20 protein-coding genes, 3 tRNA genes and 2 pseudogenes are annotated in these 23,437 nt (G+C 62.9%); 15 read left to right on the top strand and 10 right to left on the bottom strand.

Annotated elements, in window-relative coordinates; genetic code table 11:
• Positions 1 to 181: 181 nt before the first annotated feature.
• On the top strand, positions 182 to 2,080 hold the full coding sequence (locus AC0ZZU_RS05250; protein ID WP_476339471.1) for a potassium transporter Kup: 1,899 nt from the start codon (positions 182 to 184) through the stop codon (positions 2,078 to 2,080).
• A gap of 2 nt (positions 2,081 to 2,082) precedes the next feature.
• Here AC0ZZU_RS05250 and AC0ZZU_RS05255 read toward each other — a convergent pair whose 3' ends face one another.
• The 5 genes from AC0ZZU_RS05255 to AC0ZZU_RS05275 form a co-directional block, all read right to left on the bottom strand.
• Positions 2,083 to 3,366 (bottom strand): virulence factor family protein, encoded by a 1,284-nt coding sequence (locus AC0ZZU_RS05255; protein ID WP_476339472.1) that lies wholly within the window; start codon positions 3,364 to 3,366, stop codon positions 2,083 to 2,085.
• Positions 3,366 to 6,008: a bifunctional lysylphosphatidylglycerol flippase/synthetase MprF gene (gene mprF, locus AC0ZZU_RS05260; protein ID WP_476339473.1), complete on the bottom strand. Its 2,643-nt coding sequence runs from the start codon at positions 6,006 to 6,008 to the stop codon at positions 3,366 to 3,368. Before mprF ends, AC0ZZU_RS05255 begins: the two co-directional genes overlap by 1 nt.
• 220 nt (positions 6,009 to 6,228) lie before the next feature.
• Positions 6,229 to 6,305 (bottom strand) — tRNA-Met (locus tag AC0ZZU_RS05265).
• A 124-nt stretch (positions 6,306 to 6,429) separates the two neighbouring features.
• A tRNA-Met gene (locus AC0ZZU_RS05270) sits at positions 6,430 to 6,506 on the bottom strand.
• A 135-nt stretch (positions 6,507 to 6,641) separates the two neighbouring features.
• Positions 6,642 to 6,718 (bottom strand) — tRNA-Met (locus AC0ZZU_RS05275).
• 221 nt (positions 6,719 to 6,939) lie between these two features.
• Between AC0ZZU_RS05275 and dinB the strand changes: the two genes are divergently transcribed.
• Positions 6,940 to 7,998: a DNA polymerase IV gene (dinB, locus tag AC0ZZU_RS05280; protein ID WP_476339502.1), complete on the top strand. Its 1,059-nt coding sequence runs from the start codon at positions 6,940 to 6,942 to the stop codon at positions 7,996 to 7,998.
• A gap of 36 nt (positions 7,999 to 8,034) precedes the next feature.
• Here dinB and AC0ZZU_RS05285 read toward each other — a convergent pair whose 3' ends face one another.
• The 3 genes from AC0ZZU_RS05285 to AC0ZZU_RS05295 all read right to left on the bottom strand — a co-directional run bounded on the left by AC0ZZU_RS05285 (position 8,035) and on the right by AC0ZZU_RS05295 (position 12,152).
• A complete protein-coding gene (locus AC0ZZU_RS05285) occupies positions 8,035 to 8,988 on the bottom strand; it encodes a hypothetical protein (RefSeq protein WP_476339474.1) in 954 nt (317 codons plus the stop codon).
• Positions 8,989 to 9,008: 20 nt separating this feature from the next.
• Positions 9,009 to 10,724, bottom strand: a complete 1,716-nt coding sequence (locus AC0ZZU_RS05290; protein WP_476339475.1) for a proline--tRNA ligase — start codon at positions 10,722 to 10,724, stop codon at positions 9,009 to 9,011.
• 159 nt (positions 10,725 to 10,883) lie between these two features.
• On the bottom strand, positions 10,884 to 12,152 hold the full coding sequence (locus AC0ZZU_RS05295) for an OprD family porin (protein ID WP_476339476.1): 1,269 nt from the start codon (positions 12,150 to 12,152) through the stop codon (positions 10,884 to 10,886).
• 652 nt (positions 12,153 to 12,804) lie between these two features.
• On the opposite strand from AC0ZZU_RS05295, the gene AC0ZZU_RS05300 reads away from it, so the two are divergent.
• A complete protein-coding gene (locus AC0ZZU_RS05300) occupies positions 12,805 to 13,230 on the top strand; it encodes an HIT family protein (protein ID WP_476339477.1) in 426 nt (141 codons plus the stop codon).
• Positions 13,231 to 13,233: 3 nt separating this feature from the next.
• Positions 13,234 to 13,440 carry a SlyX family protein gene (locus tag AC0ZZU_RS05305; protein WP_158461803.1) on the top strand — a complete coding sequence of 69 codons (207 nt, stop codon included), beginning with the start codon at positions 13,234 to 13,236 and terminating at the stop codon, positions 13,438 to 13,440.
• 58 nt (positions 13,441 to 13,498) lie between these two features.
• On the opposite strand, the pseudogene AC0ZZU_RS05310 reads toward AC0ZZU_RS05305, so the two are convergent.
• Both AC0ZZU_RS05310 and AC0ZZU_RS05315 read right to left on the bottom strand, forming a co-directional pair.
• Positions 13,499 to 13,708: pseudogene (locus AC0ZZU_RS05310) on the bottom strand (cold shock domain-containing protein); the annotation flags it as partial.
• Between the two features lie 78 nt (positions 13,709 to 13,786).
• A pseudogene (locus AC0ZZU_RS05315) lies at positions 13,787 to 14,092 on the bottom strand (cold shock domain-containing protein membrane protein); the annotation flags it as partial.
• 245 nt (positions 14,093 to 14,337) lie between these two features.
• Between AC0ZZU_RS05315 and AC0ZZU_RS05320 the strand changes: the two are divergent.
• The 11 genes from AC0ZZU_RS05320 (at position 14,338) to tolA (ending at position 23,430) form a co-directional block, all read left to right on the top strand.
• The gene (locus AC0ZZU_RS05320) at positions 14,338 to 14,811 is read left to right on the top strand and encodes a Dps family protein (RefSeq protein ID WP_476339478.1); all 474 of its coding nucleotides are present in this window, start codon (positions 14,338 to 14,340) and stop codon (positions 14,809 to 14,811) included.
• A gap of 205 nt (positions 14,812 to 15,016) precedes the next feature.
• The gene (locus tag AC0ZZU_RS05325; protein WP_476339503.1) at positions 15,017 to 15,346 is read left to right on the top strand and encodes a ribbon-helix-helix domain-containing protein; all 330 of its coding nucleotides are present in this window, start codon (positions 15,017 to 15,019) and stop codon (positions 15,344 to 15,346) included.
• 177 nt (positions 15,347 to 15,523) lie between these two features.
• Positions 15,524 to 17,299, top strand: coding sequence for an aspartate--tRNA ligase (gene aspS / locus AC0ZZU_RS05330; RefSeq protein ID WP_476339479.1), 1,776 nt, complete (start codon positions 15,524 to 15,526; stop codon positions 17,297 to 17,299).
• Between the two features lie 114 nt (positions 17,300 to 17,413).
• A complete protein-coding gene (locus AC0ZZU_RS05335; protein WP_324119502.1) occupies positions 17,414 to 18,160 on the top strand; it encodes a YebC/PmpR family DNA-binding transcriptional regulator in 747 nt (248 codons plus the stop codon).
• Between the two features lie 113 nt (positions 18,161 to 18,273).
• Complete coding sequence (ruvC, locus tag AC0ZZU_RS05340) at positions 18,274 to 18,798, top strand: crossover junction endodeoxyribonuclease RuvC (RefSeq protein ID WP_476339480.1); 525 nt, start codon at positions 18,274 to 18,276, stop codon at positions 18,796 to 18,798.
• Between the two features lie 109 nt (positions 18,799 to 18,907).
• Complete coding sequence (gene ruvA / locus AC0ZZU_RS05345; RefSeq protein ID WP_476339481.1) at positions 18,908 to 19,525, top strand: Holliday junction branch migration protein RuvA; 618 nt, start codon at positions 18,908 to 18,910, stop codon at positions 19,523 to 19,525.
• The gene (gene ruvB, locus AC0ZZU_RS05350; protein ID WP_476339482.1) at positions 19,522 to 20,568 is read left to right on the top strand and encodes a Holliday junction branch migration DNA helicase RuvB; all 1,047 of its coding nucleotides are present in this window, start codon (positions 19,522 to 19,524) and stop codon (positions 20,566 to 20,568) included. The genes ruvA and ruvB overlap by 4 nt, the downstream gene beginning before the upstream one ends.
• Positions 20,569 to 20,693: 125 nt before the next feature.
• Positions 20,694 to 21,146: a tol-pal system-associated acyl-CoA thioesterase gene (gene ybgC, locus AC0ZZU_RS05355; protein WP_158461812.1), complete on the top strand. Its 453-nt coding sequence runs from the start codon at positions 20,694 to 20,696 to the stop codon at positions 21,144 to 21,146.
• Positions 21,147 to 21,149: 3 nt separating this feature from the next.
• Complete coding sequence (gene tolQ, locus AC0ZZU_RS05360) at positions 21,150 to 21,845, top strand: protein TolQ (RefSeq protein WP_158461813.1); 696 nt, start codon at positions 21,150 to 21,152, stop codon at positions 21,843 to 21,845.
• A gap of 14 nt (positions 21,846 to 21,859) precedes the next feature.
• Positions 21,860 to 22,312: a protein TolR gene (gene tolR, locus AC0ZZU_RS05365; protein WP_158461814.1), complete on the top strand. Its 453-nt coding sequence runs from the start codon at positions 21,860 to 21,862 to the stop codon at positions 22,310 to 22,312.
• Complete coding sequence (gene tolA, locus AC0ZZU_RS05370; RefSeq protein ID WP_476339483.1) at positions 22,312 to 23,430, top strand: cell envelope integrity protein TolA; 1,119 nt, start codon at positions 22,312 to 22,314, stop codon at positions 23,428 to 23,430. The genes tolR and tolA overlap by 1 nt, the downstream gene beginning before the upstream one ends.
• Positions 23,431 to 23,437 lie beyond the last annotated feature (7 nt).

Below are 23,437 nucleotides of genomic sequence, written 5' to 3' on the forward strand. Positions count from 1 at the left end.
ATGGGCGCTGTGCGCGCCTCTGATCAAAAAGTGCGCAATTCTAGCGAGCGCACTGCCACTTGACCAGCAGAAAAGCGACGAACGCTGCGCTATGCTTCGCGGCGTCAGGCCTGGCGGTTGCAGGCCTCGCGATATCGATGTGAATTGTTCCGGGCCTGCGGGCCGTTCGTGGGAGTGGTCGATGGTTCAGGCAAGCAGTCAGGCCGATAGCGGGCACAAGGCGGCCAAGCCGGTGAGCCTGCTCGTGGCAGCTGTCGGGGTGGTCTATGGCGATATCGGCACCAGCCCTTTATATACCCTCAAGGAAGTCTTCTCGGGCAGCTATGGCGTTCCGGTGAATCATGACGGGGTGCTGGGCATTCTCGCGCTGATCTTCTGGTCGCTGATCTGGGTGGTTTCGTTCAAGTACATGGTGTTCATCCTGCGCGCCGACAACCAGGGCGAAGGCGGGACCATGGCGTTGACCGCCCTGGCACGGCGGGCGTCGGCGCCGTACCCCAGGCTGCGCATGCTGATGGTGGCCTGCGGGTTGATCGGGGCAGCGCTGTTCTACGGCGACAGCATGATCACTCCGGCGATTTCAGTACTCTCGGCGGTGGAAGGCATGGGGCTGGCCTTCGAAGGTATCGATCACTGGGTAGTGCCGATCGCGGTGGTGGTGCTGGTGGCGCTGTTCCTGATCCAGAAGCATGGCACCGCGCGCATCGGGATTCTGTTCGGGCCGGTGATGGTCACCTGGTTCCTGGTGCTGGCGGCCCTTGGCGTGCATGGGATCATGCAGAGCCCCGAAGTACTCAAGGCGCTGAACCCGGCATGGGCGGTGCGCTTTTTCATCGTTCATCCGGGCATTGGCGTGGCGGTGCTCGGTGCCGTGGTGCTGGCGCTGACCGGCGCCGAGGCGCTGTACGCCGACATGGGCCACTTTGGCCGCAAGCCGATCGCCCGCGCGTGGTTTGCCCTGGTGCTGCCAGCGCTGGTGCTCAACTACTTCGGCCAGGGCGCGATGCTGTTGCAGAACCCAGAGGCTGCGCGCAACCCCTTCTACCTGCTGGCGCCGAGCTGGGCGTTGCTGCCACTGGTGGGCCTGGCCACCCTGGCCACGGTGATTGCCTCGCAGGCGGTGATCTCCGGGGCCTTTTCGCTGACTCGGCAGGCGATCCAGCTAGGCTATATCCCGCGCATGCAGATCCAGCACACCTCGAGCCACGAGCAGGGGCAGATCTATATCCCTGCGGTGAACTGGGCACTGATGGTCGGCGTGGTGCTGCTGGTGCTGGGGTTCGAGTCTTCCGGTGCGCTGGCCTCGGCATACGGCGTGGCAGTGACCGGGACCATGTTGATGACCACCTTGCTGGTGTCGCCGGTCATGCTGCTGCTGTGGAAGTGGCCGCCGGTGCTGGCGGTGCCGGTATTGATCGGCTGCCTGCTGGTCGATGGCCTGTTCTTCGCCGCCAACGTGCCGAAGATCGTGCAGGGCGGGGCGTTTCCGGTACTGGCGGGGATCGTGCTGTTCGTCCTGATGACGACCTGGAAGCGCGGCAAGCAGATCCTTGTGGAGCGTATCGACGAGGGCAGCCTGCCGTTGCCGTTGTTCATCAGCAGCATCAGCGTGCAGCCGCCTCACCGCGTCGAAGGCACCGCGATCTTCCTCACCGCCCGGCCAGACGCCGTGCCTCATGCGCTGTTGCACAACCTGCTGCATAACCAGGTCCTGCACTCACAGGTGGTGCTGTTGACCGTGGTCAACGAGGACCGGCCAAGGGTGCCCCCGCAGGAGCAGTTCGAAGTCGAATCCTACGGCGAGGGCTTCTTCCGGGTACTGCTGCATTTCGGCTTCATGGATGAGCCCGACGTGCCTGCGGCGCTCAAGTTGTGCCACTTGAACACGTTGGATTTCAGTCCCATGCGCACGACTTACTTCCTTAGCCGCGAGACGGTGATCGCCTCGCGCCTGGAAGGCATGTCCCGCTGGCGCGGGGCGCTGTTCGCCTTCCTGCTGAAGAATGCCAACGGCAACCTGCGCTTCTTCAACCTGCCGCTGAACCGGGTGATCGAGCTGGGGACGCAGGTGGAGATCTGAACTCAGGAGCTGCTCTTGCCCTGGCGGCTTTCGATCTCGCCGATCAGGCGCTTGGCCAGGGCAGGGTAGTCCTCGTCGAAATGGTGGCCGCCCGGCAGCTCGACCCGCTCGCCCACGGCGGTGCGCTCGGTGCACCCGCTCTCGTCGGTTTCTTCCGTGCCGTAGATGCACACGACCTTGGACGCTGGCAGCCTGGCCATTTCCGGGCCGGTCGGCGCTTCCTTGCCGGCATTGCCCAGCCAGCCCTCGACTTCGATCTCGAAACTGCCGCTGCGGGCGAAGGCCAGCAGGATCACGGCGTCGACCCGTTGCTGGTCTTCGTCCGGCAACCGGTTGTAGATCGCCGGCAAGACATCCGCGCCGAAGGAATACCCCGTGAGCACGAAGCGTTTGGTGCCCCATTTCCGACGGTAGTGATGCATCAGCTCCGACAAGTCCGCGGCGCTTTGTTCTGGCGTCTTGTGCTGCCAGTAGTAACGCAGCGTGTCGATGCCCACCACCGGATAACCGAGCTTGGCCATCTCGCCTGCCACGTCGCGGTCCAGGTCTCGCCAGCCGCCGTCGCCTGACAGGAACAAGGTGACGGTATCAGTGGTTTGCCCTGCGGGCACTTCCACCACGGGAATGTCCAGCGCGCTGGCGTCTTGTCCGACCAGGGCCTGAGTCAGCTGGCCCTTGAGCACCTGGGGCAGGTGAATGTCGTAGTCGCTGATGCTGGTCTCGGCATTGGCCTGGTCCCGCACGAAGGCGGCGCTGGCGTCATCCGGATTGTCGTTCCAGGCCACGCTCCAGTGGCCGTGGGGCGCACTCTTTGGCAGCGCTGCCGTGCAGTCGGGCTGCTCCAGGGTGAAGCCCACGGAAATGGCGCGGGCGTGATCGCTTCGTTGTCCCGCCAGCCAGCGCCAGGCCTGGGCTGCGCCAGGGCCGATGCCGGCGACCAGGGTGGGCGCTCCAGCCAGGTGCTCGATGGCCTGCTGCACCACCTGTTGCTGCTTGAGACAGTCATTACCCGGCAGCACTACCTGGACCAGCTGGGCCTGGCCGGCCTGGCTCAGGCCGAGCAGTTGACGGTCGCTGAGGTGCTGGCCGGTCGGTACGGCAATCGCGACCCGTGCCTTGGCCTGGATACCTGGGGTGACCAGGGTCAGGCTGCTGCCATCATCGAGTGTAAGGTGCTCCAGGTCAGCGGGCGGCGCTGGCCGGGTCCATAGCCAGAAACCGAGGGCCGCGGCGAGCAGGGCAAGCAACAAAGGGAGCAGTAGATACAGCCAGTAGCGTCGAGTCATCAGCGTTTTACCAATCCAGTCAGGCCACCGGCAATCAGTGCGGCGGTGTCAGCCAGTGCAACCAGCGGGTCGAGCCCGGCCGGCACGGCCATGTATCGAGGTTCCCAGTCCGGCTGGAACTTGTCCTTGAAGCGCCGCAGGCCCTGGAAGTTGTAGAGCTGTTCGCCGCGCTGGAACACCATCGAGCCCAGGCGCTGGGTCAGTGGCGCGCCGCGACGTGGCTGCAGGCCCGAGAGCGGCACCATGCCCAGGCTGAAGCGGGCGTAGTCATGGCTCTTGTAGTGCAGGATCAGGCCGATCATCAGAAACTCCATGGTCAGCTTCGGTGCCTGCGGATGAGCGCGCATCAGGTCCAGGCTGGCCAGTTCACGGCCCTGGGTTTCCAGCAGGTTGGCAAACGCCACGGGACGGCCCTGGAAACGGATCAGGGCGATACGGAAATGCGCCAGGTACTCGGGACTGAAGCGGCCCAGCGAAAAGCCCTTCTCGCGCACATTCTTGCCGCTGAGCCAGGCATCGGAAATGGCCTTCAGGTCGTCCAGCGGTGCCTTGCCCGCTTCATGGATCTCGAGGCTCAGGCCGTCACGGCCACCGCGGTTCCAGGTGTAGCGCAGGTCTTTCATTTCCTTGCCCTTGGCCTCCAGGTCGAAGCTGCGCAGGTCGACCCGGGCTTCCTCGCCCAGCTTGATCGCGGTCAGGCCGATGTCCATGTAGAAGGGCAGGTTCTCGGCACGCACCTGGTAGAACACCGGACGCGCGTGGTGGACGTCGCACAGGTCGCGGAACTGCCAGATCATCTCCGCGCGTTCCTCGGCCGGCCCGATCGGATCGTAGAGCGCCACCAGGCTGCGGCCGCGCCGTGCATACATGAGGAAGGCAGTGCCCTCGGGATGGAACAGCAGGGCCTTGTCGCCGGTCAGGGCCAGGCCGCCATCGGGCTGCTCCGAGGCCTGCAGTATCTGCCGGGCACGCTGCAGCTCTTCAGCGTTGGGCAGGTGGATCACCGGACGCGCGGTGCGCAGCAGCCAGGTCAGGGCAACAGCTACCAGGAGTACCGCGCTGCCCAGCGCCGAACGCAGCCCGCGGGGTGCATCGGCGTCCAGGGTGAACTGCCACCACAGCTCGTGGCTGTACGGCACATCCTGGTAGGCGAACAGCAGGAGCCAGATCGAGGCGCCGACCACGCAGGCGCTGGCGACGACATACACCGGCGAAAAGGGCAGCTCGAGCAGCCGGCTGGGACGGTAGAACGAGCGACGGAACAAGGCCAGCAGGCAGGCCGTGAACGTCAGGATGCACGCCTCCTCCCAATCGAAGCCCTTGAGCAGTGACAGCAGGGCGCCCATCAGCAGAAGTACCGTGGTCAGCAGCCAGGCGGCCGACAGGCGGCGGCGCAAGCCCTGGGCGAGCAGCAGGCAGAGCACGCCGATAAGGCTGGCGCCGAAGTGCGAGGCGTCGATCAACCGGTGCGGCACCAGAAAGCCCATGTGCTCAAGGCGCGTGTCGATTTCCGGGGTAGCGCCGGAAAACAGCAACACCACGCCCGAGAGAAACACCAGCACGGCCAGCACCGGGGCGGCCAGGCCTGATGCAGCCTTGATCGCCTGCCGGGCAAACAGCAGGCGGCGCGCCTCGTTGGCCAACAGCAGCACGCAGGCCACCAGCAGAGGCAGCACCACATAGATAAGCCGGTACATCAGCAACGCTGCCGCCAGGGGCGCGGCGCCGAGCTGATTGGCGAAGGCCGCCAGCAACACTGCCTCGAACACACCGATGCCACCAGGCACGTGGCTGAGCACACCCGCCGCCAGTGCGAGCAGGTAGACCAGCACAAAGGCCGCAAAGGGCGGAGCCTCGGGCAGCAGCAGGTAAAGCACGGTGGCCGCGGCGGCCACATCCAGGGCGGTGATCAGCAGTTGCAGGGCAGCCAGGCGTGCAGAGGGCAAACGCAGGGTTCGCCGCCCGATTTGAACCAGCAGGGTATGGACCGAGGGCTGCTCCGGCAGCCGACGACGATAGAGGCCATGGATGAGCGCGACCGTCAGTACCAGCACGGCACTCGCCACGCTGCCGAGCAGCAATGGCGGCAAGCCCAATGCCATGGCGGCCGCGGGCAGGTCGGCAAGGGTGGCAAGCGCCGCCAGGGGAGGCAGCGCGCAGCCCAGTGAAAGGCTGGCGAAGACCGTCATCCGGGCGATCTCGCCCGCGCCCAGGCCATGCCTGCTGTACAGGCGATAGCGCACCGAGCCGCCGGAGAGCATCGACAAGCCAATGGCATTGCCTATGGCGAAGGCACTGAAGCCGCCCATGACCAGCGTGGCTGGCGGCAGTTTGACCATGGCGTAGCGGCTGGCTGACCATTCATAGCCGAGCAGGATCACAAAGCCGATCACCGTAGCGGCAAAGGCACCGGCCATGGCGCTGGCCGGCATGCCGAGCACCGCGTCATGCAGGGCATGGATATCCAGTTCGCTCAGCAGATGCCGGCAGGCGATCAGGGCAATGGCGAACAGCAGCAAGGTCATCGCCAGGCCCAGCGGCTGGCGATACCTGCTCAGGCGTTCGAGCCAGGGGAGCTTGCTCGCAGCCGCAGGCAGCGCCGCAGTCACAGGGACTGGTGCATCAGGAGTCGGGGAGTTCATCATTCACCTCGAGGCAGTGCGCGAGGTGGGGAGGGGAGCGGGCAAGGGGCAATTCCTGTGGGAATACTCGTGCCAGCAATAGTAGCTTGCCCCCTGGGGATGCCATGCTTAAACAAGTTTCATGATCTGAGCGCCATGGCACGGCCTGCCGGCTTTTCAGAACCCCAGAAACAACAAACCCCGCACTGCTGAAAGCAGGCGGGGTCTGTTCTGACGAATATGGTTGCGGGAGCCGGATTTGAACCGACGACCTTCGGGTTATGAGCCCGACGAGCTACCAGACTGCTCCATCCCGCGTCAGAGGGGCGCATTCTACAGCTATCAGGCTGGGCGTCAACCCCGATGAATGAATTCCCTGCATTTGTTTTTTCCGGCACAACAAAAAAGGCCACTGTGTGAACAGTGGCCTATCTTTTGTATCTGGTTGCGGGAGCCGGATTTGAACCGACGACCTTCGGGTTATGAGCCCGACGAGCTACCAGACTGCTCCATCCCGCGTCTGTGGGGCGCATTCTACAGCTATTCGTCATCGCGTCAATCTAAATGATTGAATTGCAGCAAGTTTTTTCCAAGGGCATTAAATGGGCGCAACAAAAAAGGCCACTGTGTGAACAGTGGCCTTTCTTTTGTATCTGGTTGCGGGAGCCGGATTTGAACCGACGACCTTCGGGTTATGAGCCCGACGAGCTACCAGACTGCTCCATCCCGCGTCTGTGAGATCGAATTCTACGGATTTCTGCCGCGGTGTCAACCGTTTTCAACAGAAAACCCTTTTTTGTTCAAACTCTTAGCGTCTCATTTTGGCCTTGGGGTCAGGTAGGGCGTGGGTTCCAGGGCGAGCGACCGGGTTTGCGCACGAGTGGAAGCGGTTCCAGTGTTCGAATAAGATAGTATCTGTATGAATTTACAGTACTGACGGTCATCCATGTCCTTGCGCAAGATCATCCACATCGACTGCGACTGCTTCTATGCCGCGATCGAGATGCGTGACGACCCGCGTCTTGCCGGTCGGCCCATGGCCGTGGGCGGTTCGGCGGAGCGTCGTGGGGTGATCGCTACCTGCAACTATGAGGCGCGTGCCTACGGCGTACGCTCGGCGATGTCTTCCCGGCATGCGCTCAAGCTGTGCCCGGACCTGCTGATCGTCAAGCCGCGTTTCGATGCCTATAAGGAAGCCTCTCGCGAGATCCATGCGATTTTCCGCGACTACACCGATCTGATCGAGCCACTGTCGCTGGATGAGGCCTTCCTGGATGTTTCGGAGAGCCAGTGGTTCGCCGGTAGCGCCACGCGGATCGCCGAGGATATCCGCCGCCGGGTTGCGCGCACGTTGCACATCACCGTGTCGGCCGGGGTCGCGCCCAACAAGTTTCTCGCCAAGATCGCCAGCGACTGGCGCAAGCCCAACGGGCTGTTCGTGATCACGCCGCCGCAAGTGGAGGAGTTCGTGGCGGCGCTGCCCGTGGCCAAGCTCCACGGAGTGGGCAAGGTCACGGCGGACAAGCTGGCGCGCCTGGGTATCACCACGTGCCTGGAGCTGCGCGAGTGGCCCAGGCTCTCATTGGTGCGCGAGTTCGGCAGCTTTGGCGAACGTCTGTTTGGGCTGGCGCGAGGGGTGGACGACCGGATCGTGCACAACGACAGTCGGCGTCAATCCGTCAGCGTCGAAAACACCTATGACACCGACCTGCCGGACCTGCCCAGCTGCCTGGAGAAGCTCCCCGAACTGTTGCTCACCCTGAATGAGCGCGTAGGAAGGATGGACAGCAGCTATCGGGCGGGCAAGCCCTTCGTGAAGGTCAAGTTCCACGACTTCAGTCAGACCACGCTCGAGCAGTCGGGGGCGGGGCGCGACCTGGAAAGTTACCGGCAGCTGCTCAGCCAGGCCTATGCCCGCGGCGACAAGCCGGTGCGATTGCTGGGGGTTGGGGTACGTCTGCTTGACCTGCGCGGTGCCCACGAACAGCTGGAGCTGTTCGAGAACACGTGAGAGAGGCCGGCGTCGGAACGACACCGGCCTGGTACATCACCTTGCGCCCGGATCGGCGACCAGGCGGCCTGCATTGCGGGTCAGCGCCTGGAGAAACTCCTGCTGGAGCTCCGGGTCATTGCGCGTGAGCTCGATCAGGCTCTGTTCCAGTTCGCTCGCTTCCTCTTCAAGACCAAGCTCGGAAAGACGCTTGACCCTGTGCACCCACTGGCCCACCTCGTCGTCCTCGAGGTCATCGAAGATCAGGTTGTGGGCCTCGACCAGCTTGCCGCGCAGGTCGCTGCTGATCAGCAGGCTGGCGTCGTCTCGAACCCCGTTGTCCTCATCTACCACCTGCAGGTGCAGGGTCCCGACGTGATTGAGGTTCTGCTCCGAAAACGGGGCGTCGAGCAGGTTCAGGCGCAGGATGCCATTACTGTCGGTCGCCAGCTCGTGGGACAGCTTGCCCGCCTTGACTTCGACCAGGCGCTCGCTCCACGGCAGGGTGGTGTACTCCTGGCGCTTGTCCTTCTGGACTTCGTCGGTGCCGGCCAGGTTTTGCTGCGCCCGGCCATTGGACTGCACGTTCATGAACGGGTTGAGCCCGGCCACCCCGTAGCCCAGCCAGTCCTGGGTCACGCTCTCCGGCAGGTTGCCCAGCGCGAGGATGTTCACCACATTGGCGCCGACGCCGGCCACCACGGCCACCGCGCCCAGCGGAATCTCGTAGATTTCCCGCCAGGGTTGGTAAGGGGTGTAGCGGTCATAGTGACGGCTGACCTCGAACTCGGTCACCTCGAAGTGCTTCTGCTCCTGAACGCGTACGCGCCGCTGGGGCAACTCAAGCACCTTCGGTTCCCCGACATCGATCTGCAGACTGTGCGCGAGCAGTTTGCGCTCGACACGCTCCTCATGTTCGCTGCGCTGGGACATCTGGTTGGCGCAGCCGCTGACGAGCAGGGCGGCGCCCAGCGCGGCGCCCCCCAGGGTAATGGTACTTCGCTTGAACATGATCACTCGCGCATTGGCTGTCAGCGGCGGATACGGGATTGCAGGAACGACAGTACCTCGGCCACGGGCAGGGGTTGTGCGTCCTGTTCGGTGCGGTGCTTGTACTCGAGGTTGCCCTCGGCCAGGCCACGGTCGCTGACCACGATGCGGTGCGGAATACCGATCAGTTCCATGTCGGCGAACTTGATGCCCGGGCTGGTCTTCTTGTCGCGGTCATCGAGCAGGACTTCGAAGCCAGCAGCCGTCAGTTCGGCGTAGAGCTTGTCGGTCGCCTCGCGGACCACTTCGGTTTCGTAGCGCAGCGGTACCAGGGCGATCTGGAAAGGCGCCAGGGCGTCGCTCCAGATGATCCCCTTGCCGTCATAGCTCTGCTCGATGGCGGCGGCGACCACGCGGGACACGCCGATACCGTAGCAGCCCATGGACAGGACGACAGGCTTGCCGTTCTCGCCGAGCACCTGGCACTTGAGCGCTTCGCTGTACTTGGTGCCCAGCTGGAAGATATGCCCGACCTCGATGCCGCGCTTGATCATCAGGGTGCCCTGGCCGTCCGGGCTCGGGTCGCCAGCGACAACGTTGCGCAGGTCGGCAACCTGGGGAACCGGCAGGTCGCGTTCCCAGTTCACGCCAAAGTAGTGCTTGTCGTCGATGTTGGCGCCAATGCCGAAGTCGCTCATCAGGGCGACGGAGCGGTCGATGATGCATTCGAGCGGCAGGTTCAGCGGACCCAGGGAGCCCGCGCCGGCGCCAATGGCGGCACGCAGGTCGGCGTCGGTGGCCATGACCAGGGGGCTCGCCACCTGCTCCAGGTTGGCTGCCTTGATTTCATTGAGCTCGTGATCGCCGCGCACGATCAGTGCGATCAGCTTGCCTTCCTCGGCGCCGCGCACGATCAGGGTCTTGACGGTCTTCTCGATCGGCAGGCCGTGGTTTTCGACCAGCTGGGCAATGGTCTTGGCCTCCGGGGTGTCGACCAGGCGCAGCTCTTCGGTAGGGGCGGCGCGCACGGTTTCGCGCGGGATGGCCTCGGCCTTCTCGATATTGGCCGCGTAGTCCGAGCTGTCGCTGAAGATCACGTCATCTTCGCCGGATTCGGCCAGGACGTGGAATTCGTGGGAATAGCTGCCACCGATCGAGCCGGTGTCGGCCTGCACTGGACGGAAGTCCAGGCCCAGGCGGGTAAAGATGTTGGAATAGGCCTGGTGCATGCGGTCGTAGGTTTCCTGCAGGGAAGCCTGGTCGGCATGGAAGGAGTAGGCGTCCTTCATGATGAACTCGCGGCCACGCATCAGGCCGAAGCGCGGGCGGATCTCGTCACGGAACTTGGTCTGGATCTGATACATGTTCAGCGGCAGCTGCTTGTAGCTGGACAGCTCGTTGCGGGCCATGTCGGTGATGACTTCTTCGTGGGTAGGGCCCACGCAGAAGTCACGGCCATGACGGTCCTTCAGGCGCAGCAGCTCAGGGCCGTACTGCTCCCAACGGCCGGATTCCTGCCACAACTCGGCGGGCTGGATGCTGGGCATCAGCACTTCAAGGGCGCCGGCAGCGTTCATTTCCTCGCGTACCACGGTCTCGACCTTGCGCATCACCCGCAGGCCCATCGGCAGCCAGGTATAGAGGCCGGAAGCCAGTTTGCGGATCATGCCGGCGCGCAGCATGAGCTGGTGGCTGATGACCACTGCATCGGCAGGGGTTTCTTTCTGGGTGGCGAGCAAATATTGACTGGTGCGCATGTTGGGCCGTTGTCGGTTGCGTAAGACATTGAATGAGCCCGCATTGTACGGATGCGAGTCGAAGGCGTACAGGATGCCCCAGGGAGTCCCGCTTGTCAGCCAAGAAAAAGCCCGGCATCGCTGCCGGGCTTTTCATTGCGGGGCATTGCAAGCCTGGGCTTACAGGATGCTCAGCGGGTACTCGACGATCAGGCGCAGCTCGTCGATCGATGGGGAGCCATAGTACACGCCATCGGCGGAGCGGTAGGTGGCCTGGCGGACGCGGAAGCTGAGGTCCTTGGCCGGGCCGTCCTGCATGACGTACTTGATGTCGATGTCGCGTTCCCATTCCTTGCCGTTGTTGGTGCCTTCGACGTTGGCGCCGGTACCGCGGACATAACGGGTCATGAAGCTCAGGCCCGGAATGCCGTACTCGGCGAAGTTCAGGTCGTAGCGCAGCTGCCACGAACGCTCGTCTTCGGCGTTGAAGTCGGAACGGGCAATCGAGTTGGCCACGAATACCGAGCCACCACCGTCCACGCCATAGGCGTAGTCGCCGTCACCGGTCACGCGCTGGCCGGCAACAGTGAAGGTGTGCGCGCCGATGTTCCAGGCGGCCGAGAGGCTGAAGATGGTGTTGTCCAGCTTGTCGCCGTCGAAGGCGCGAACCAGGTCCGCACCATCACTCTTGGTGTTGTAGGCGTTGAAGTCGAACACCAGGCCTTGCTTGTCGGAGATCGGCAATGCCCAGTTGATGTTGGCGTAGATCTTGCGCCAGTAGTCTTCGACCTTCGAGTAGTAGAGGCTGGTGCTCAGGCTGTCGGTAAAGGCATAGGTACCGCCCACTACGTCGGCTTCTTTCAGGCGGAAGCTGTCGCGGTTGGTCTGCTCTTGCGCGGTCAGGCTGGTGAAGCGGCCAGCGTGCAGGGTCAGGCCTTTGATCTCGCTGCTGGTGATCAGCGCGCCCTGGGCCATTTCAGGCAGCAGGCGGCTGTCGTCGGTAGCGAATACCGGAAGCGCGGTGAACTGGTCGCCGACCTTCAGGACGGTGTCGGATACGCGGAATTTGACCGCTGCGCCAGCCTTCGAATAGTCATCCTCTGGACGCCCGTCCGAGCCCACCGGGAACAGACCGGTGTTGGTGGTGCCACGCCCGCCGTCGAGTTTGATGCCCAGCATGCCGATGGCGTCCACGCCCACCCCGATGGTGCCCTGGGTGAAGCCGGACTCGAAGGTACCGATGAAGCCTTGGCCCCATTCCGCGCGGCGGCTCTGGTCGGTGCTTTCGTTGTTGCGGAAGTCACGGCTGAAGTACAGGTTGCGCAGCTTTACATTCAGTTGGCTGTCTTCGACAAACCCCTTGGACTCATCTTGCGAAGAGGCGATTGCCAACTGCGAGGTCCCCGCCGCAACGGCCAGGGCGATCATGCTCCACTTCATCACGCGCATCGTGATTTGCTCCTTTGGTTTTTTTAGGAAGAGTACCGCTGCGCCCAAGTGTTTTAGTTATATGGGGCAGCTCTTTCTTGTTATGTCGGCGAAAATGTATATCACGCTGACTGGCTCTGGCGATATGGGGAAACAATGCTTTACGGAACTTTATTTCCCTGTCGCTTACAGTTAACTCTGTGTCGCAAATCACACTGTTTTTCAGGCTGCAGGTGTCATGCCGACCCTGGTTCTGGCAAATGCAACAAGCGTGCTCAAAATGACCTCCAGTTGATGAAATTTTCACATTCGTCAGGGGCGCCAGTGGCGAAGTGCCGTAATTGCTAGGGACTGGCTGTCTGATGGTGTGCCAGGCAGGCTGTGATGGCACTCCCGAGAAGCTGCCTTTTCAGTCAATACGTTACCGCTGACTGTTCAACCTGAGTAGTTTGTACATCCCTGAAGGGAGTTGCAGTTCAGTCCAGGCCTCTTTTTGGTGCGAAAAGTAGCGCTGTGTTACCTGAAGGCGCGAGAAGAACTCTGCGCGGTGACACAAAAGAGTGCGCAGGTGCTGCCGAATAGGTCGCACGCTGCTCTTCAGCGACAAGACAGGTATCCTTGGCACCTGTGCCTGCATCGCGCAGGCCATCAAAGGTTTCGAGGAGGTTAGATCGTGTTTGCTCTGGATTCACGGCTTCAGCAGGACACTGTCGTCCTGGGGGATTTTCCATTGTGCCGCCTGCTGCTGAGCAAGGATGCCAACTATCCTTGGTTCATCCTGGTGCCGCGGCGTGCCGGGGTCAGCGAGCTCTTCGAGCTCGAGGCTACCGACCAGCAGCAACTCTGGAAGGAGACCACGCGCCTGGCCGAGGTGCTCCAGGCCGCTTTTGCCGCCGACAAGATGAATGTCGCGACGCTGGGCAACATGGTCAGCCAACTGCACATGCACGTTATCGTCCGCCGTCGTGACGACGCCGCATGGCCGGCCCCGGTCTGGGGGAAAGTACCGGCGAGCGAGTACGACAATGCCGGGCTGGAGGCGATTGGTCAGCGCCTGCGCGCCGTGCTGTCCGACGATTTCACCTTCCAGGAGGCCTGAGGCATGTCGCTGGAATCACGGGTTACCGAACTTGAAAGCCGCCAGGCGTTTCAGGATGACACCATCCAGTCCCTCAACGACGTGCTCGTCGAGCAAAGCCGGGTGGTCGAACGCCTGCAGATGCAGATGGCCGCATTGCTCAAGCGTTACGAAGAGATGGTGGGCCAGTATTCGGCCGACGAGGATGAGGCGCCGCCGCCCCATTATTGATGCCTGAAAACAGAACAGGCCCGCAAAGGGCCTGTTCTGTCGTTGCACAAGCTTGGTTTCAGCGTCGCGGCGCGGCAATCACGTCTTCGGCCTGCAGGCCTTTGTCGCGGTGCATCACCGAAAACTCCACACGCTGGCCTTCGACCAGTACCCGGTGGCCCTCGCCACGAATGGCGCGGAAGTGCACGAAGATATCGTCACCGGAGTCGCGGGAAATAAAGCCGAAGCCCTTGGAGGTGTTGAACCACTTGACGGTGCCCGTATCGCGCTTGCTCTCGTCGTACTGCGAGCTCGCCGTGCTGCGTGCCTTGTTGCCGGCAGGAGCGAAGCCTGCCGCCAGGTGCAGCGCAACGGCCAGCAGGGCACAGCCCAGCGCTGGCAGGTCGCCAAGTTCCGGGCGAGCCAGCAAGGTCACGGTCTGCAATACGACCGAGAGCACCAGCAGTGCGCTGGCAAGTCGCTGCAGGTGGCTGCGGGCGCCTTGGTAGTACTGCGGCACCACGGGGGCGAGGACCAGGTTGAGAAGGCCGAGCAGGACGAGGTAGACGGCCTGCGGTTGCTCCAGCAGTGGGATTGCATCGGTTCTGAGGCTGGGAATGAACGATAGCAGCAAGGCTGCCAGGCCCGTCACCAGATGGACGATCTTGAACATAGGGGTTGGCTCACATTTGATAAGGCTGCTCACAGGAAGAGCTGGCAGCACGGTGCGCAGGGTTAAGAAGCGCAAAAACGTGAACGCCAGCCTATGCACCCGGGCAATTGAAGTCCGCACGGGTGGCACGCTGCCTATTTAACAGCAAAGGCGCAGGGTTCTCAAATCACCGGGCGACCGGCGTGAAGAATTGGTACAGTGTTTTGTCTTGCTTGAGCATCAAGTCATCTGGAAAGGAGAACTTCATGGCAATCGACATCGGTATCAGCGAAGAAGACCGCAAATCCATCGTCGACGGGCTGTCCCGCCTGTTGTCGGACACGTACGTGCTGTACCTGAAGACCCACAACTTCCATTGGAACGTCACCGGTCCGTCATTCCGTACACTGCACCTGATGTTCGAGGAGCAGTACAACGAACTGGCGCTGGCGGTGGATTCCATCGCAGAGCGTATCCGAGCCCTGGGCTTCCCGGCCCCAGGCTCCTATGCGTTCTACGCGCGCCACTCCTCCATCAAGGAGGAAGAGGGTGTACCGGCAGCCGACGAAATGATCCGTCAGCTGGTGCAGGGCCAGGAAGCGGTAGTGCGAACTGCCCGCAGCATCTTCCCGGTAGTGGACAAGGTCAGCGACGAGCCCACGGCCGACCTGCTCACCCAGCGCATGCAGGTGCATGAGAAGACGGCGTGGATGTTGCGCGTGCTGCTGGACGAGAAATAAGGGCGCATTCACCGGCTGCTGTCAGGCCGGCAATTGCCCCATGAACGGTGATGCCCGGGCCCTGTGACCCGGGCATTGCCGTTCATGGAGGAAGGGTTTTCCGCTGGTTCGCCGCACGCTCGCAGCGCTTCATTGGGGGCAGGTCTTCGCGCAGCAGGCGCGAAGGATTTGGTCCCCACGGGTATGGAGCGATGCAGTGGAAGCGATGCGAGCAGTGATCAAGCGAGGTGTCTGCGCAGGGCCTTGGCCTGGCAAGGACTGTGTGGACCCATTCACCGCAGGATTCGACATGGAGCAGGTGCGTCCTGTCTCACGCTCGGTCCGGCTCAACGGTTTTGCCACCTGCCTGCGCCTGGAGACCATCTACTGGCGCATCCTGCAGCTGATCGCCGAGGCCAACAGGTGCTCGATCAGCGCAGTATTGTCGTACGTCGACCGCGAGGTGCACCTGCGCCAGGGCGGGGTGAAGAATTTCAGTGGGCTGATCCGGGTGATCTGCGTGACGTGGCTGATGAATCCGCCCGCGCGGCGCTGATCGGCTCGCGGGCTGCACAGCACTCCCTAACCATATATAATCCCGCTTTTTGCTGACCTTGCAGGCGGCGACAAGTCCGACCGAGTTGAATTGCCCCGTCCTGGTCTTGCACTATTAGCCCCTTGGGCGGCCAAGACCTCCCCGAATACACGAATCACGAGAAGCGAAAACACCATCATGATGCGCAGCCATTATTGCGGCCAACTGAACGAGAGCCTGGACGGCCAGGAAATCACCCTTTGCGGCTGGGTACATCGTCGCCGCGACCACGGCGGGGTGATCTTCCTCGACATCCGTGACCGCGAAGGCATGGCCCAGGTCGTCTTCGACCCGGATCGCGCAGACAGCTTCGCCGCTGCCGACCGCGTGCGCAGCGAGTACGTGGTGCAGATCACCGGCAAGGTACGTCCGCGTCCAGCCGGTGCGGTCAACCCGAACATGGCGTCGGGTGCCATCGAAGTACTGGGCTACGAGCTGACCGTCCTCAACGAGGCCGAGACTCCGCCGTTCCCGCTGAACGAATTCTCCGATGTTGGCGAAGAAACCCGCCTGCGCTACCGCTTCATCGACCTGCGCCGTCCGGAGATGGCCGAGAAGCTGCGCCTGCGCTCGCGCATCACCACCAGCATCCGCCGCTTCCTCGATGAAAACGGCTTCCTCGACGTCGAGACGCCGATTCTGACCCGCGCCACGCCAGAAGGCGCACGCGACTACCTCGTGCCGAGCCGCACCCACCCCGGGAGCTTCTTCGCACTGCCGCAGTCGCCACAGCTGTTCAAGCAGCTGCTGATGGTTGCCGGTTTCGACCGCTACTACCAGATCGCCAAGTGCTTCCGCGACGAAGACCTGCGCGCCGACCGCCAGCCCGAGTTCACCCAGATCGACATCGAGACCAGCTTCCTCGATGAGTCCGAGATCATGGGCCTGACCGAAAGCATGATCCGCAAGCTGTTCAAGGAAGTCCTGGACCTGGAGTTCGGCGACTTCCCGCACATGACCTTCGAAGAAGCCATGCGCCGCTACGGTTCCGACAAGCCAGACCTGCGCAACCCGCTTGAGCTGGTGGACGTTGCCGATCAGCTCAAGGACGTCGAGTTCAAGGTGTTCAGCGGCCCGGCCAACGATGCCAAGAGCCGCGTTGCCGCCTTGCGCGTCCCGGGTGGGGCGAGCATGCCGCGCAGCCGTATCGACGAATACACCAAGTTCGTCGGCATCTACGGTGCCCGCGGCCTGGCCTACATCAAGGTCAACGAGCGCGCCAAGGGCGTCGAGGGCCTGCAGTCGCCGATCGTCAAGAACATCCCTGAGGCCAACCTGAACGTGATCCTCGATCGCGTTGGCGCGGTCGACGGCGACATCGTGTTCTTCGGTGCGGACAAGGCCAAGATCGTCAGCGAAGCCCTGGGTGCGCTGCGCATCAAGGTCGGCAACGATTTCAACCTGCACACCTGCAAGTGGGCGCCGATGTGGGTCGTCGACTTCCCGATGTTCGAAGAGAACGACGACGGCAGCTTCAGCGCGCTGCACCACCCGTTCACCGCACCCAAGTGCAGCCCGGCGGAGCTGGAGGCCAACCCGGCCACTGCGCTGTCGCGTGCCTACGACATGGTGCTCAACGGCACCGAGCTGGGTGGCGGTTCGATCCGTATCCACCGCAAGGAAATGCAACAGGCGGTCTTCCGCCTGCTGGGTATCGAAGCGGCGGAACAGGAAGAGAAGTTCGGCTTCCTGCTCGACGCACTGAAGTTCGGCGCGCCGCCGCACGGTGGCCTGGCCTTCGGCCTGGACCGCCTGGTCATGCTTATGACCGGCGCCCAGTCGATCCGCGAAGTGATCGCCTTCCCGAAAACCCAGAGCGCCGCCGACGTGATGACCCAGGCCCCAGGCCAGGTCGATGCCAAGGCACTGCGCGAACTGCATATCCGCCTGCGCGAACAGCCCAAGGCTGAATAAGCGGACCCCGGGCGCATCCATATGGATGCGCCTTTGCGTTGGGGCAGGGAATTTTCTGACGTTCCGCCTTTCCGGGCGGGACATGGTTGTGTTTCAAAGGATTCGGAGTGCGTTATGGCTGGTCATTCCAAGTGGGCGAACATCAAGCACCGCAAAGAGCGCCAGGATGCCAAGAGAGGCAAGATCTTCACCAAGTGGATCCGCGAGCTGACCGTCGCCGCCAAGCAAGGTGGTGGTGATCCGGCGTCCAACCCGCGCCTGCGCCTGGCGCTGGACAAGGCGCTGGGCGCCAACATGAGCCGCGACATCATTGACCGGGCAGTTGCCCGGGGTGCCGGCACCGCCGAGAGCGACGATGTCGAGGAGCTCACCTACGAAGGCTACGGCCCGGGCGGCGTGGCGATCATGGTCGAGGCCATGACCGACAACCGCAACCGTACCGCTGCCGCCGTGCGCCATGCGTTCAGCAAGTGCGGCGGCAACCTGGGCACTGACGGCTCGGTGGCCTACCTGTTCGAGCGCAAGGGGCAGATCAGCTTTGCCGCCGGGCTCGAAGAGGACGCCCTGATGGAAGCGGCGATGGAAGCCGACGCCGACGACGTGGTCGCCAACGACGACGGGTCCTTTGACGTCTTCACCTCGTTCAGCAGCTTCTATGCGGTGCGCAGCGCCCTGGAAGAGGCGGGGTTCAAGGCCGCTGACGCGGAAATCGTCATGCAGCCGACCACCAGCGCCGAGCTTGACCTGGAAGGTGCGCAGAAAGTGCTCAAGCTTATCGATATGCTCGAAGACCTGGATGACGTGCAGAACGTCTATTCCAACGCCGAAATCCCGGACGAGGTCATGGAACAGCTCGGCTGAGGTTGACCCCAGACTCTTCGAGGCCGGAGCCGCCAGCGGGTGCCATGCACCCCTGGCGGCTCCGGCTTCTGTTTTTTCCAGTGGCGCCGCGGCGCCCTTTGCATGCAGGCGTTATGACTCTGATTCTTGGTATCGACCCCGGCTCGCGGATCACCGGCTACGGCGTGGTGCTCCAGACCGCGCGCGGCTGCGAGTACGTGGCGTCGGGCTGTATCCGCACCGGCAGCGGCGAGCTGCAGGAGCGCTTGCAGATCGTGTTCCGCGGCGTGCGCGACATCATCCGCGAGCACGGCCCCGTCACCATGGGCATCGAGCGCGTGTTCATGGCGCGCAATGCCGACTCGGCGCTCAAGCTGGGCCAGGCCCGCGGCGCGGCCATCGTGGCCGCGATGGAGGAGGGCCTGGAGATCGCCGAGTACAGCGCGACCCAGGTCAAGCAGGCGGTGGCCGGCAGTGGCGGTGCGAACAAGGAGCAAGTGCAGCTGATGGTCATGCACCTGCTCAAGCTGGTGAAGAAGCCGCAGATCGACGCCTCCGACGCCCTGGCCATTGCCCTGTGCCACGCCCACACTCGCTCGAGCCTGGTGCCCCACGGCCTGTCCACGGCACGGCGTCGCGGTGGCCGCTTGCGTCTGTAGGCGCTTCGTGCGCAGATACATATTTTGTGCGGGTGAAAATGCTCACCCCTTGCATTTGCTGATAGGGTTTACCGGTCGCTGGCCGGTACCCGGGAAAAGGATTGGAAACGTGATTGGACGTTTGCGCGGTACCCTGGCGGAAAAACAACCGCCGCACCTGATTGTCGATGTGAACGGCGTGGGCTACGAGCTGGAGGTGCCGATGACGACCTTGTACCGCCTGCCCAGGGTTGGCGAGCCAGTGACCCTGCACACCCACCAGGTGGTGCGCGAGGATGCCCACCTGCTCTATGGTTTCCATGAAAAGCGCGAGCGTGAACTGTTCCGCGAGCTGATCCGCCTCAATGGCGTCGGTCCCAAGCTGGCCCTGGCGCTCATGTCGGGCCTGGAAGTCGATGAGCTGGTGCGCTGCGTGCAGGCCCAGGACGCGTCCGTGCTGGTGCGGGTGCCCGGTGTCGGCAAGAAGACCGCCGAGCGCCTGCTGGTCGAGCTCAAGGACCGCTTCAAGGCCTGGGAAACCTCCCCGGCGATGTTCGCCCTGGTCTCTGACGGGCCATTGCCCGCCGCTAGCGCCTCCAGCGCCGAGGCCGATGCGGTCAGCGCGCTCATCTCGCTCGGCTACAAGCCACAGGAGGCCAGCAAGGCCGTCGCCGCCATCCCGAACAAGTCTGGCCTGAGCAGTGAAGAGCTGATCCGCAGCAGCCTGAAGGGAATGATCTCCAAGTGATCGACGCCGACCGTTTGATAGCCGCCGCCGGGCGTGACCGCGAAGAGGTCCAGGACCGCGCGATCCGTCCGTTGAGCCTGGAGGACTACATCGGCCAGCCGGTGGTGCGCGAACAGATGTCGCTGTTCATCCAGGCGGCCCGCGCGCGCAACGAATCCCTCGACCACACCCTGATCTTCGGCCCGCCGGGCCTGGGCAAGACCACCCTGGCGAACATCATCGCCCAGGAGATGGGCGTGGCGATCAAGAGCACCTCGGGGCCGATCCTCGAGCGGCCGGGCGACCTCGCCGCGCTGCTGACCAACCTCGAACCCCACGACGTGCTGTTCATCGACGAGATCCACCGCCTGTCTCCCGTGGTCGAGGAAGTGCTGTACCCGGCCATGGAAGACTTCCAGCTCGACATCATGATCGGCGAAGGGCCTGCCGCGCGTTCGATCAAGCTCGACCTGCCGCCGTTCACCCTGGTCGGCGCGACCACCCGGGCCGGCATGCTGACCAACCCGCTGCGCGACCGCTTCGGTATCGTCCAGCGCCTGGAGTTCTACAACACCGAGGACCTGGCGACCATCGTCAGCCGCTCGGGCAGCATCCTGGGCCTGGCCATCGAAGACCAGGGCGCATTCGAGATCGCCCGCCGTGCCCGTGGCACGCCGCGGATCGCCAACCGCCTGTTGCGCCGCGTGCGCGACTACGCCGAGGTGCGTGGCAAGGGCCACATCACCAAGGCCGTCGCGGACATGGCGCTGAACCTGCTGGATGTGGACGAGCGTGGTTTCGACCACCAGGACCGGCGCTTGCTGCTGACCATGATCGAGAAGTTCGACGGCGGCCCGGTGGGCGTCGACAACCTCGCGGCGGCCATCAGCGAAGAGCGCCACACCATCGAGGACGTGCTCGAGCCCTACCTGATCCAGCAGGGCTACATCATGCGCACGCCACGAGGGCGCGTGGTGACCCGTCACGCCTACCTGCACTTCGGGCTGAATATCCCGGGACGGCTTGGCGAGGCGGCACAAAATTGCGCCCCAGGCGATGAATGACAGATCAAAACCCGGTTTTCGTGGTCCTACCGCAGGCACTGGATGTCCGCGCTGGCACTACGACATTATCGATGAAAAAACAGTTGCCGGGGCGGATTGGCAAGTTGAGGAGTAAGCACTAGAGTATGCGCGCGCAAAATGGGCTTGAGCCGTTCGCATATCGTTGTCGCGTCTACTACGAAGACACCGATGCGGGCGGCGTTGTTTATTACGTCAATTACCTCAAATACATGGAGCGTGCGCGCACCGAACGGCTGCGTCACCTGGGCTTTGCCCAGTCTGAACTGGCAGGGCAGAACCTGCTGTTCGTGGTCCATTCCGCGCAGGCGCGCTACCACGCGCCGGCCCGCCTGGACGATGAGCTGCGGGTGACCGCGCAGGTAATTGAATTGAACCGTGCCAGCCTGCGCTTCGTGCAGCAGGTCTGGCGCGAAAAAGATGCAACGCTGCTCTGCGAAGGGCAGTTCCTGGTGGCCGCCGTGCGCGCCGACACTTTCAAACCCCGGGCCATTCCCCCTGAGCTGCGTGACGCCTTCATGGCGGACGGCCCGGGTACTCAATCGAACGCAGGAGATTAAAGCGTGGAAGCTAACGTCGTCGACCATACCTCCATGTGGAGCCTGGTCAGCAATGCCAGCATTGTGGTGCAGCTGGTAATGCTGATTCTGGTGGCAGCATCGGTGACCTCATGGATCATGATTTTCCAGCGCAGCACCATGCTGCGTGCTGGTCGTCGTGCGCTGGAAAGTTTTGAAGAACGCTTCTGGTCGGGTATCGACCTGTCCAAGCTGTACCGCCAGGCAGGCAGCAACCCCGACCCGGACTCGGGTGTCGAGCAGGTCTTCCGCGCCGGCTTCAAGGAGTTCTCGCGCCTGCGCCAGCAGCCAGGTGTCGACCCGGATGCGGTCATGGAAGGTGTCGGCCGTGCGATGCGCGTTGCCATCTCCCGCGAGGAAGAAAAGCTCGAGCAGAGCTTGCCGTTCCTGGCCACCGTCGGTTCCACCAGCCCGTACATCGGCCTGTTCGGTACCGTGTGGGGGATCATGAACTCCTTCCGCGGCCTGGCCAGCGCCCAGCAGGCGACGCTGGCTACCGTGGCACCCGGCATCGCCGAGGCGCTGATCGCCACTGCCATCGGCCTGTTCGCGGCGATTCCGGCGGTCATCGCCTACAACCGTTTTGCCGCGCGCAGCGAAGTGCTGATCGGTCGTTACTACACCTTCGCCGACGAGTTCCAGGCGATCCTGCACCGTAAAGTGCACACCAGCGAAGACTGATCAGGTAGAGACCCATGGCCCGAGTTCGCCAAAAACGCAAGCCGGTCGCCGAGATGAACGTGGTGCCCTACATCGACGTGATGCTGGTGCTGCTGGTCATCTTCATGGTGACCGCCCCCATGCTCAACCAGGGCGTGAAGGTCGACCTGCCCAAGGTTTCCAGCGAAGCCTTGCCGCAGGACAACAACGTTCAGGTGCTGACCATCTCGATCAAGGCTGACAAGACCTACTTCTGGAACCTTGGCAGCGAAGTCGACACCGAAAAACAGATGGACAAGGCCATGACCTTGCCCGACATGACCAATGCGGTGACCAAGATCATTGCCGCCGGCCGTGACCAGGGCAAGCAGACCCAGGTCTTCATCCGTGGCGACAAGTCCGTCGACTACGGTGCGGTCATGGGCGCCATGGGCGGGTTGCAGAAAGCCGGTGTCGGTAACGTTGGCCTGATTACCGAGGCGCCCTGATGCAGCAGCGTGAGCCATCCGCCTCGGAAAGCTATTTCTGGCCCAGTGTCTGGGCCATTGGCCTGCACGTGCTGGTATTCGGCATGCTGTTCGTCAGCTTTGCCATGACGCCTGAGCTGCCGCCGTCCAAGCCGATCGTCCAGGCGACCTTGTATCAGCTCAAGTCCAAGAGCCAGGCCACTACCCAGACCAATCAGAAGATTGCCGGGGAAGCGAAGAAGACTGCCTCGCGCCAGACCGAGGTCGAGCAGCTCGAGCAGAAGAAGGTCGAGCAAGAGGCCGTGAAGGCCGCGGAACAAAAGAAAGAACAGGCTGCTCAAAAGGCCGAAGAGGCGCGCGCCGCCGCCGAGTCCAAGAAGGCCGAGGAAGCCCAGAAGGCCGCCGAGTCCAAGAAAGTCGCGGAAGCCAAGAAGGCCGAAGAAGCGAAGAAGACCGAAGAGACGAAGAAGGCCGCTGAAAAGCAGCAGGCCGACATCGCCAAGAAGAAGGCTGAGGAAGAAGCCAAGAAGAAAGCCGAGGACGAGGCCAAGAAGCAGGCCGCCGAAGAGGCCAAGAAGAAAGCTGCCGAAGACGCGAAGAAGACAGCCGCCGAAGACGCGAAGAAAAAAGCAGCCGAGGACGCCAAGAAGAAAGCGGCGGCCGAGGATGCCAAGAAAAAGGCAGCGGAAGAGGCGAAGAAGAAAGCCTCGGCCGATGCAGCCAAGAAAAAGGCACAGGATGCAGCCCGCAAGGCGGCCGAAGACAAGAAAGCCCAGGCGCTTGCCGAGCTTCTGTCCGACACCACCGAGCGCCAGCAAGCGCTGGCCGATGAACAGGGCGACCAGGTGGCCGGTGACTTCGACGACCTGATCCGCATGCGTGCTGCCGAAGGTTGGGCACGTCCGCCGTCGGCCCGCAAGAACATGACAGTGGTGCTGCAGATCAACATGCTGCCCGATGGCACCATCACCAGCGTGAGCGTTTCGCGTTCCAGTGGTGACGGTCCGTTCGACAGCTCGGCAGTTGCCGCCGTGAAGAACATTGGTCGTTTGACCGAAATGCAGGGCTTGAAGCCGAGCGATTTCAATGCCTACCGCTCATTCAAGATGACATTTACACCTGAGGATCTTGCGTTGTGATTAAACA

This window comes from Pseudomonas sp. JE3303, from assembly GCF_056312565.1.

Bases quoted from the DNA above. Each gene is read 5' to 3' on its own strand.
- AC0ZZU_RS05250 (WP_476339471.1), top strand. From the start codon at position 182: ATGGTTCAGGCAAGCAGTCAGGCCGATAGCGGGCACAAGGCGGCCAAG.
- AC0ZZU_RS05255 (WP_476339472.1), bottom strand. From the start codon at position 3,366: ATGACTCGACGCTACTGGCTGTATCTACTGCTCCCTTTGTTGCTTGCC.
- mprF (WP_476339473.1), bottom strand. From the start codon at position 6,008: ATGAACTCCCCGACTCCTGATGCACCAGTCCCTGTGACTGCGGCGCTG.
- AC0ZZU_RS05285 (WP_476339474.1), bottom strand. From the start codon at position 8,988: ATGTTCAAGCGAAGTACCATTACCCTGGGGGGCGCCGCGCTGGGCGCC.
- AC0ZZU_RS05290 (WP_476339475.1), bottom strand. From the start codon at position 10,724: ATGCGCACCAGTCAATATTTGCTCGCCACCCAGAAAGAAACCCCTGCC.
- AC0ZZU_RS05295 (WP_476339476.1), bottom strand. From the start codon at position 12,152: ATGCGCGTGATGAAGTGGAGCATGATCGCCCTGGCCGTTGCGGCGGGG.
- AC0ZZU_RS05305 (WP_158461803.1), top strand. From the start codon at position 13,234: ATGTCGCTGGAATCACGGGTTACCGAACTTGAAAGCCGCCAGGCGTTT.
- AC0ZZU_RS05320 (WP_476339478.1), top strand. From the start codon at position 14,338: ATGGCAATCGACATCGGTATCAGCGAAGAAGACCGCAAATCCATCGTC.
- AC0ZZU_RS05325 (WP_476339503.1), top strand. From the start codon at position 15,017: ATGCGAGCAGTGATCAAGCGAGGTGTCTGCGCAGGGCCTTGGCCTGGC.
- aspS (WP_476339479.1), top strand. From the start codon at position 15,524: ATGATGCGCAGCCATTATTGCGGCCAACTGAACGAGAGCCTGGACGGC.
- AC0ZZU_RS05335 (WP_324119502.1), top strand. From the start codon at position 17,414: ATGGCTGGTCATTCCAAGTGGGCGAACATCAAGCACCGCAAAGAGCGC.
- ruvC (WP_476339480.1), top strand. From the start codon at position 18,274: ATGACTCTGATTCTTGGTATCGACCCCGGCTCGCGGATCACCGGCTAC.
- ybgC (WP_158461812.1), top strand. From the start codon at position 20,694: ATGCGCGCGCAAAATGGGCTTGAGCCGTTCGCATATCGTTGTCGCGTC.
- tolR (WP_158461814.1), top strand. From the start codon at position 21,860: ATGGCCCGAGTTCGCCAAAAACGCAAGCCGGTCGCCGAGATGAACGTG.
- tolA (WP_476339483.1), top strand. From the start codon at position 22,312: ATGCAGCAGCGTGAGCCATCCGCCTCGGAAAGCTATTTCTGGCCCAGT.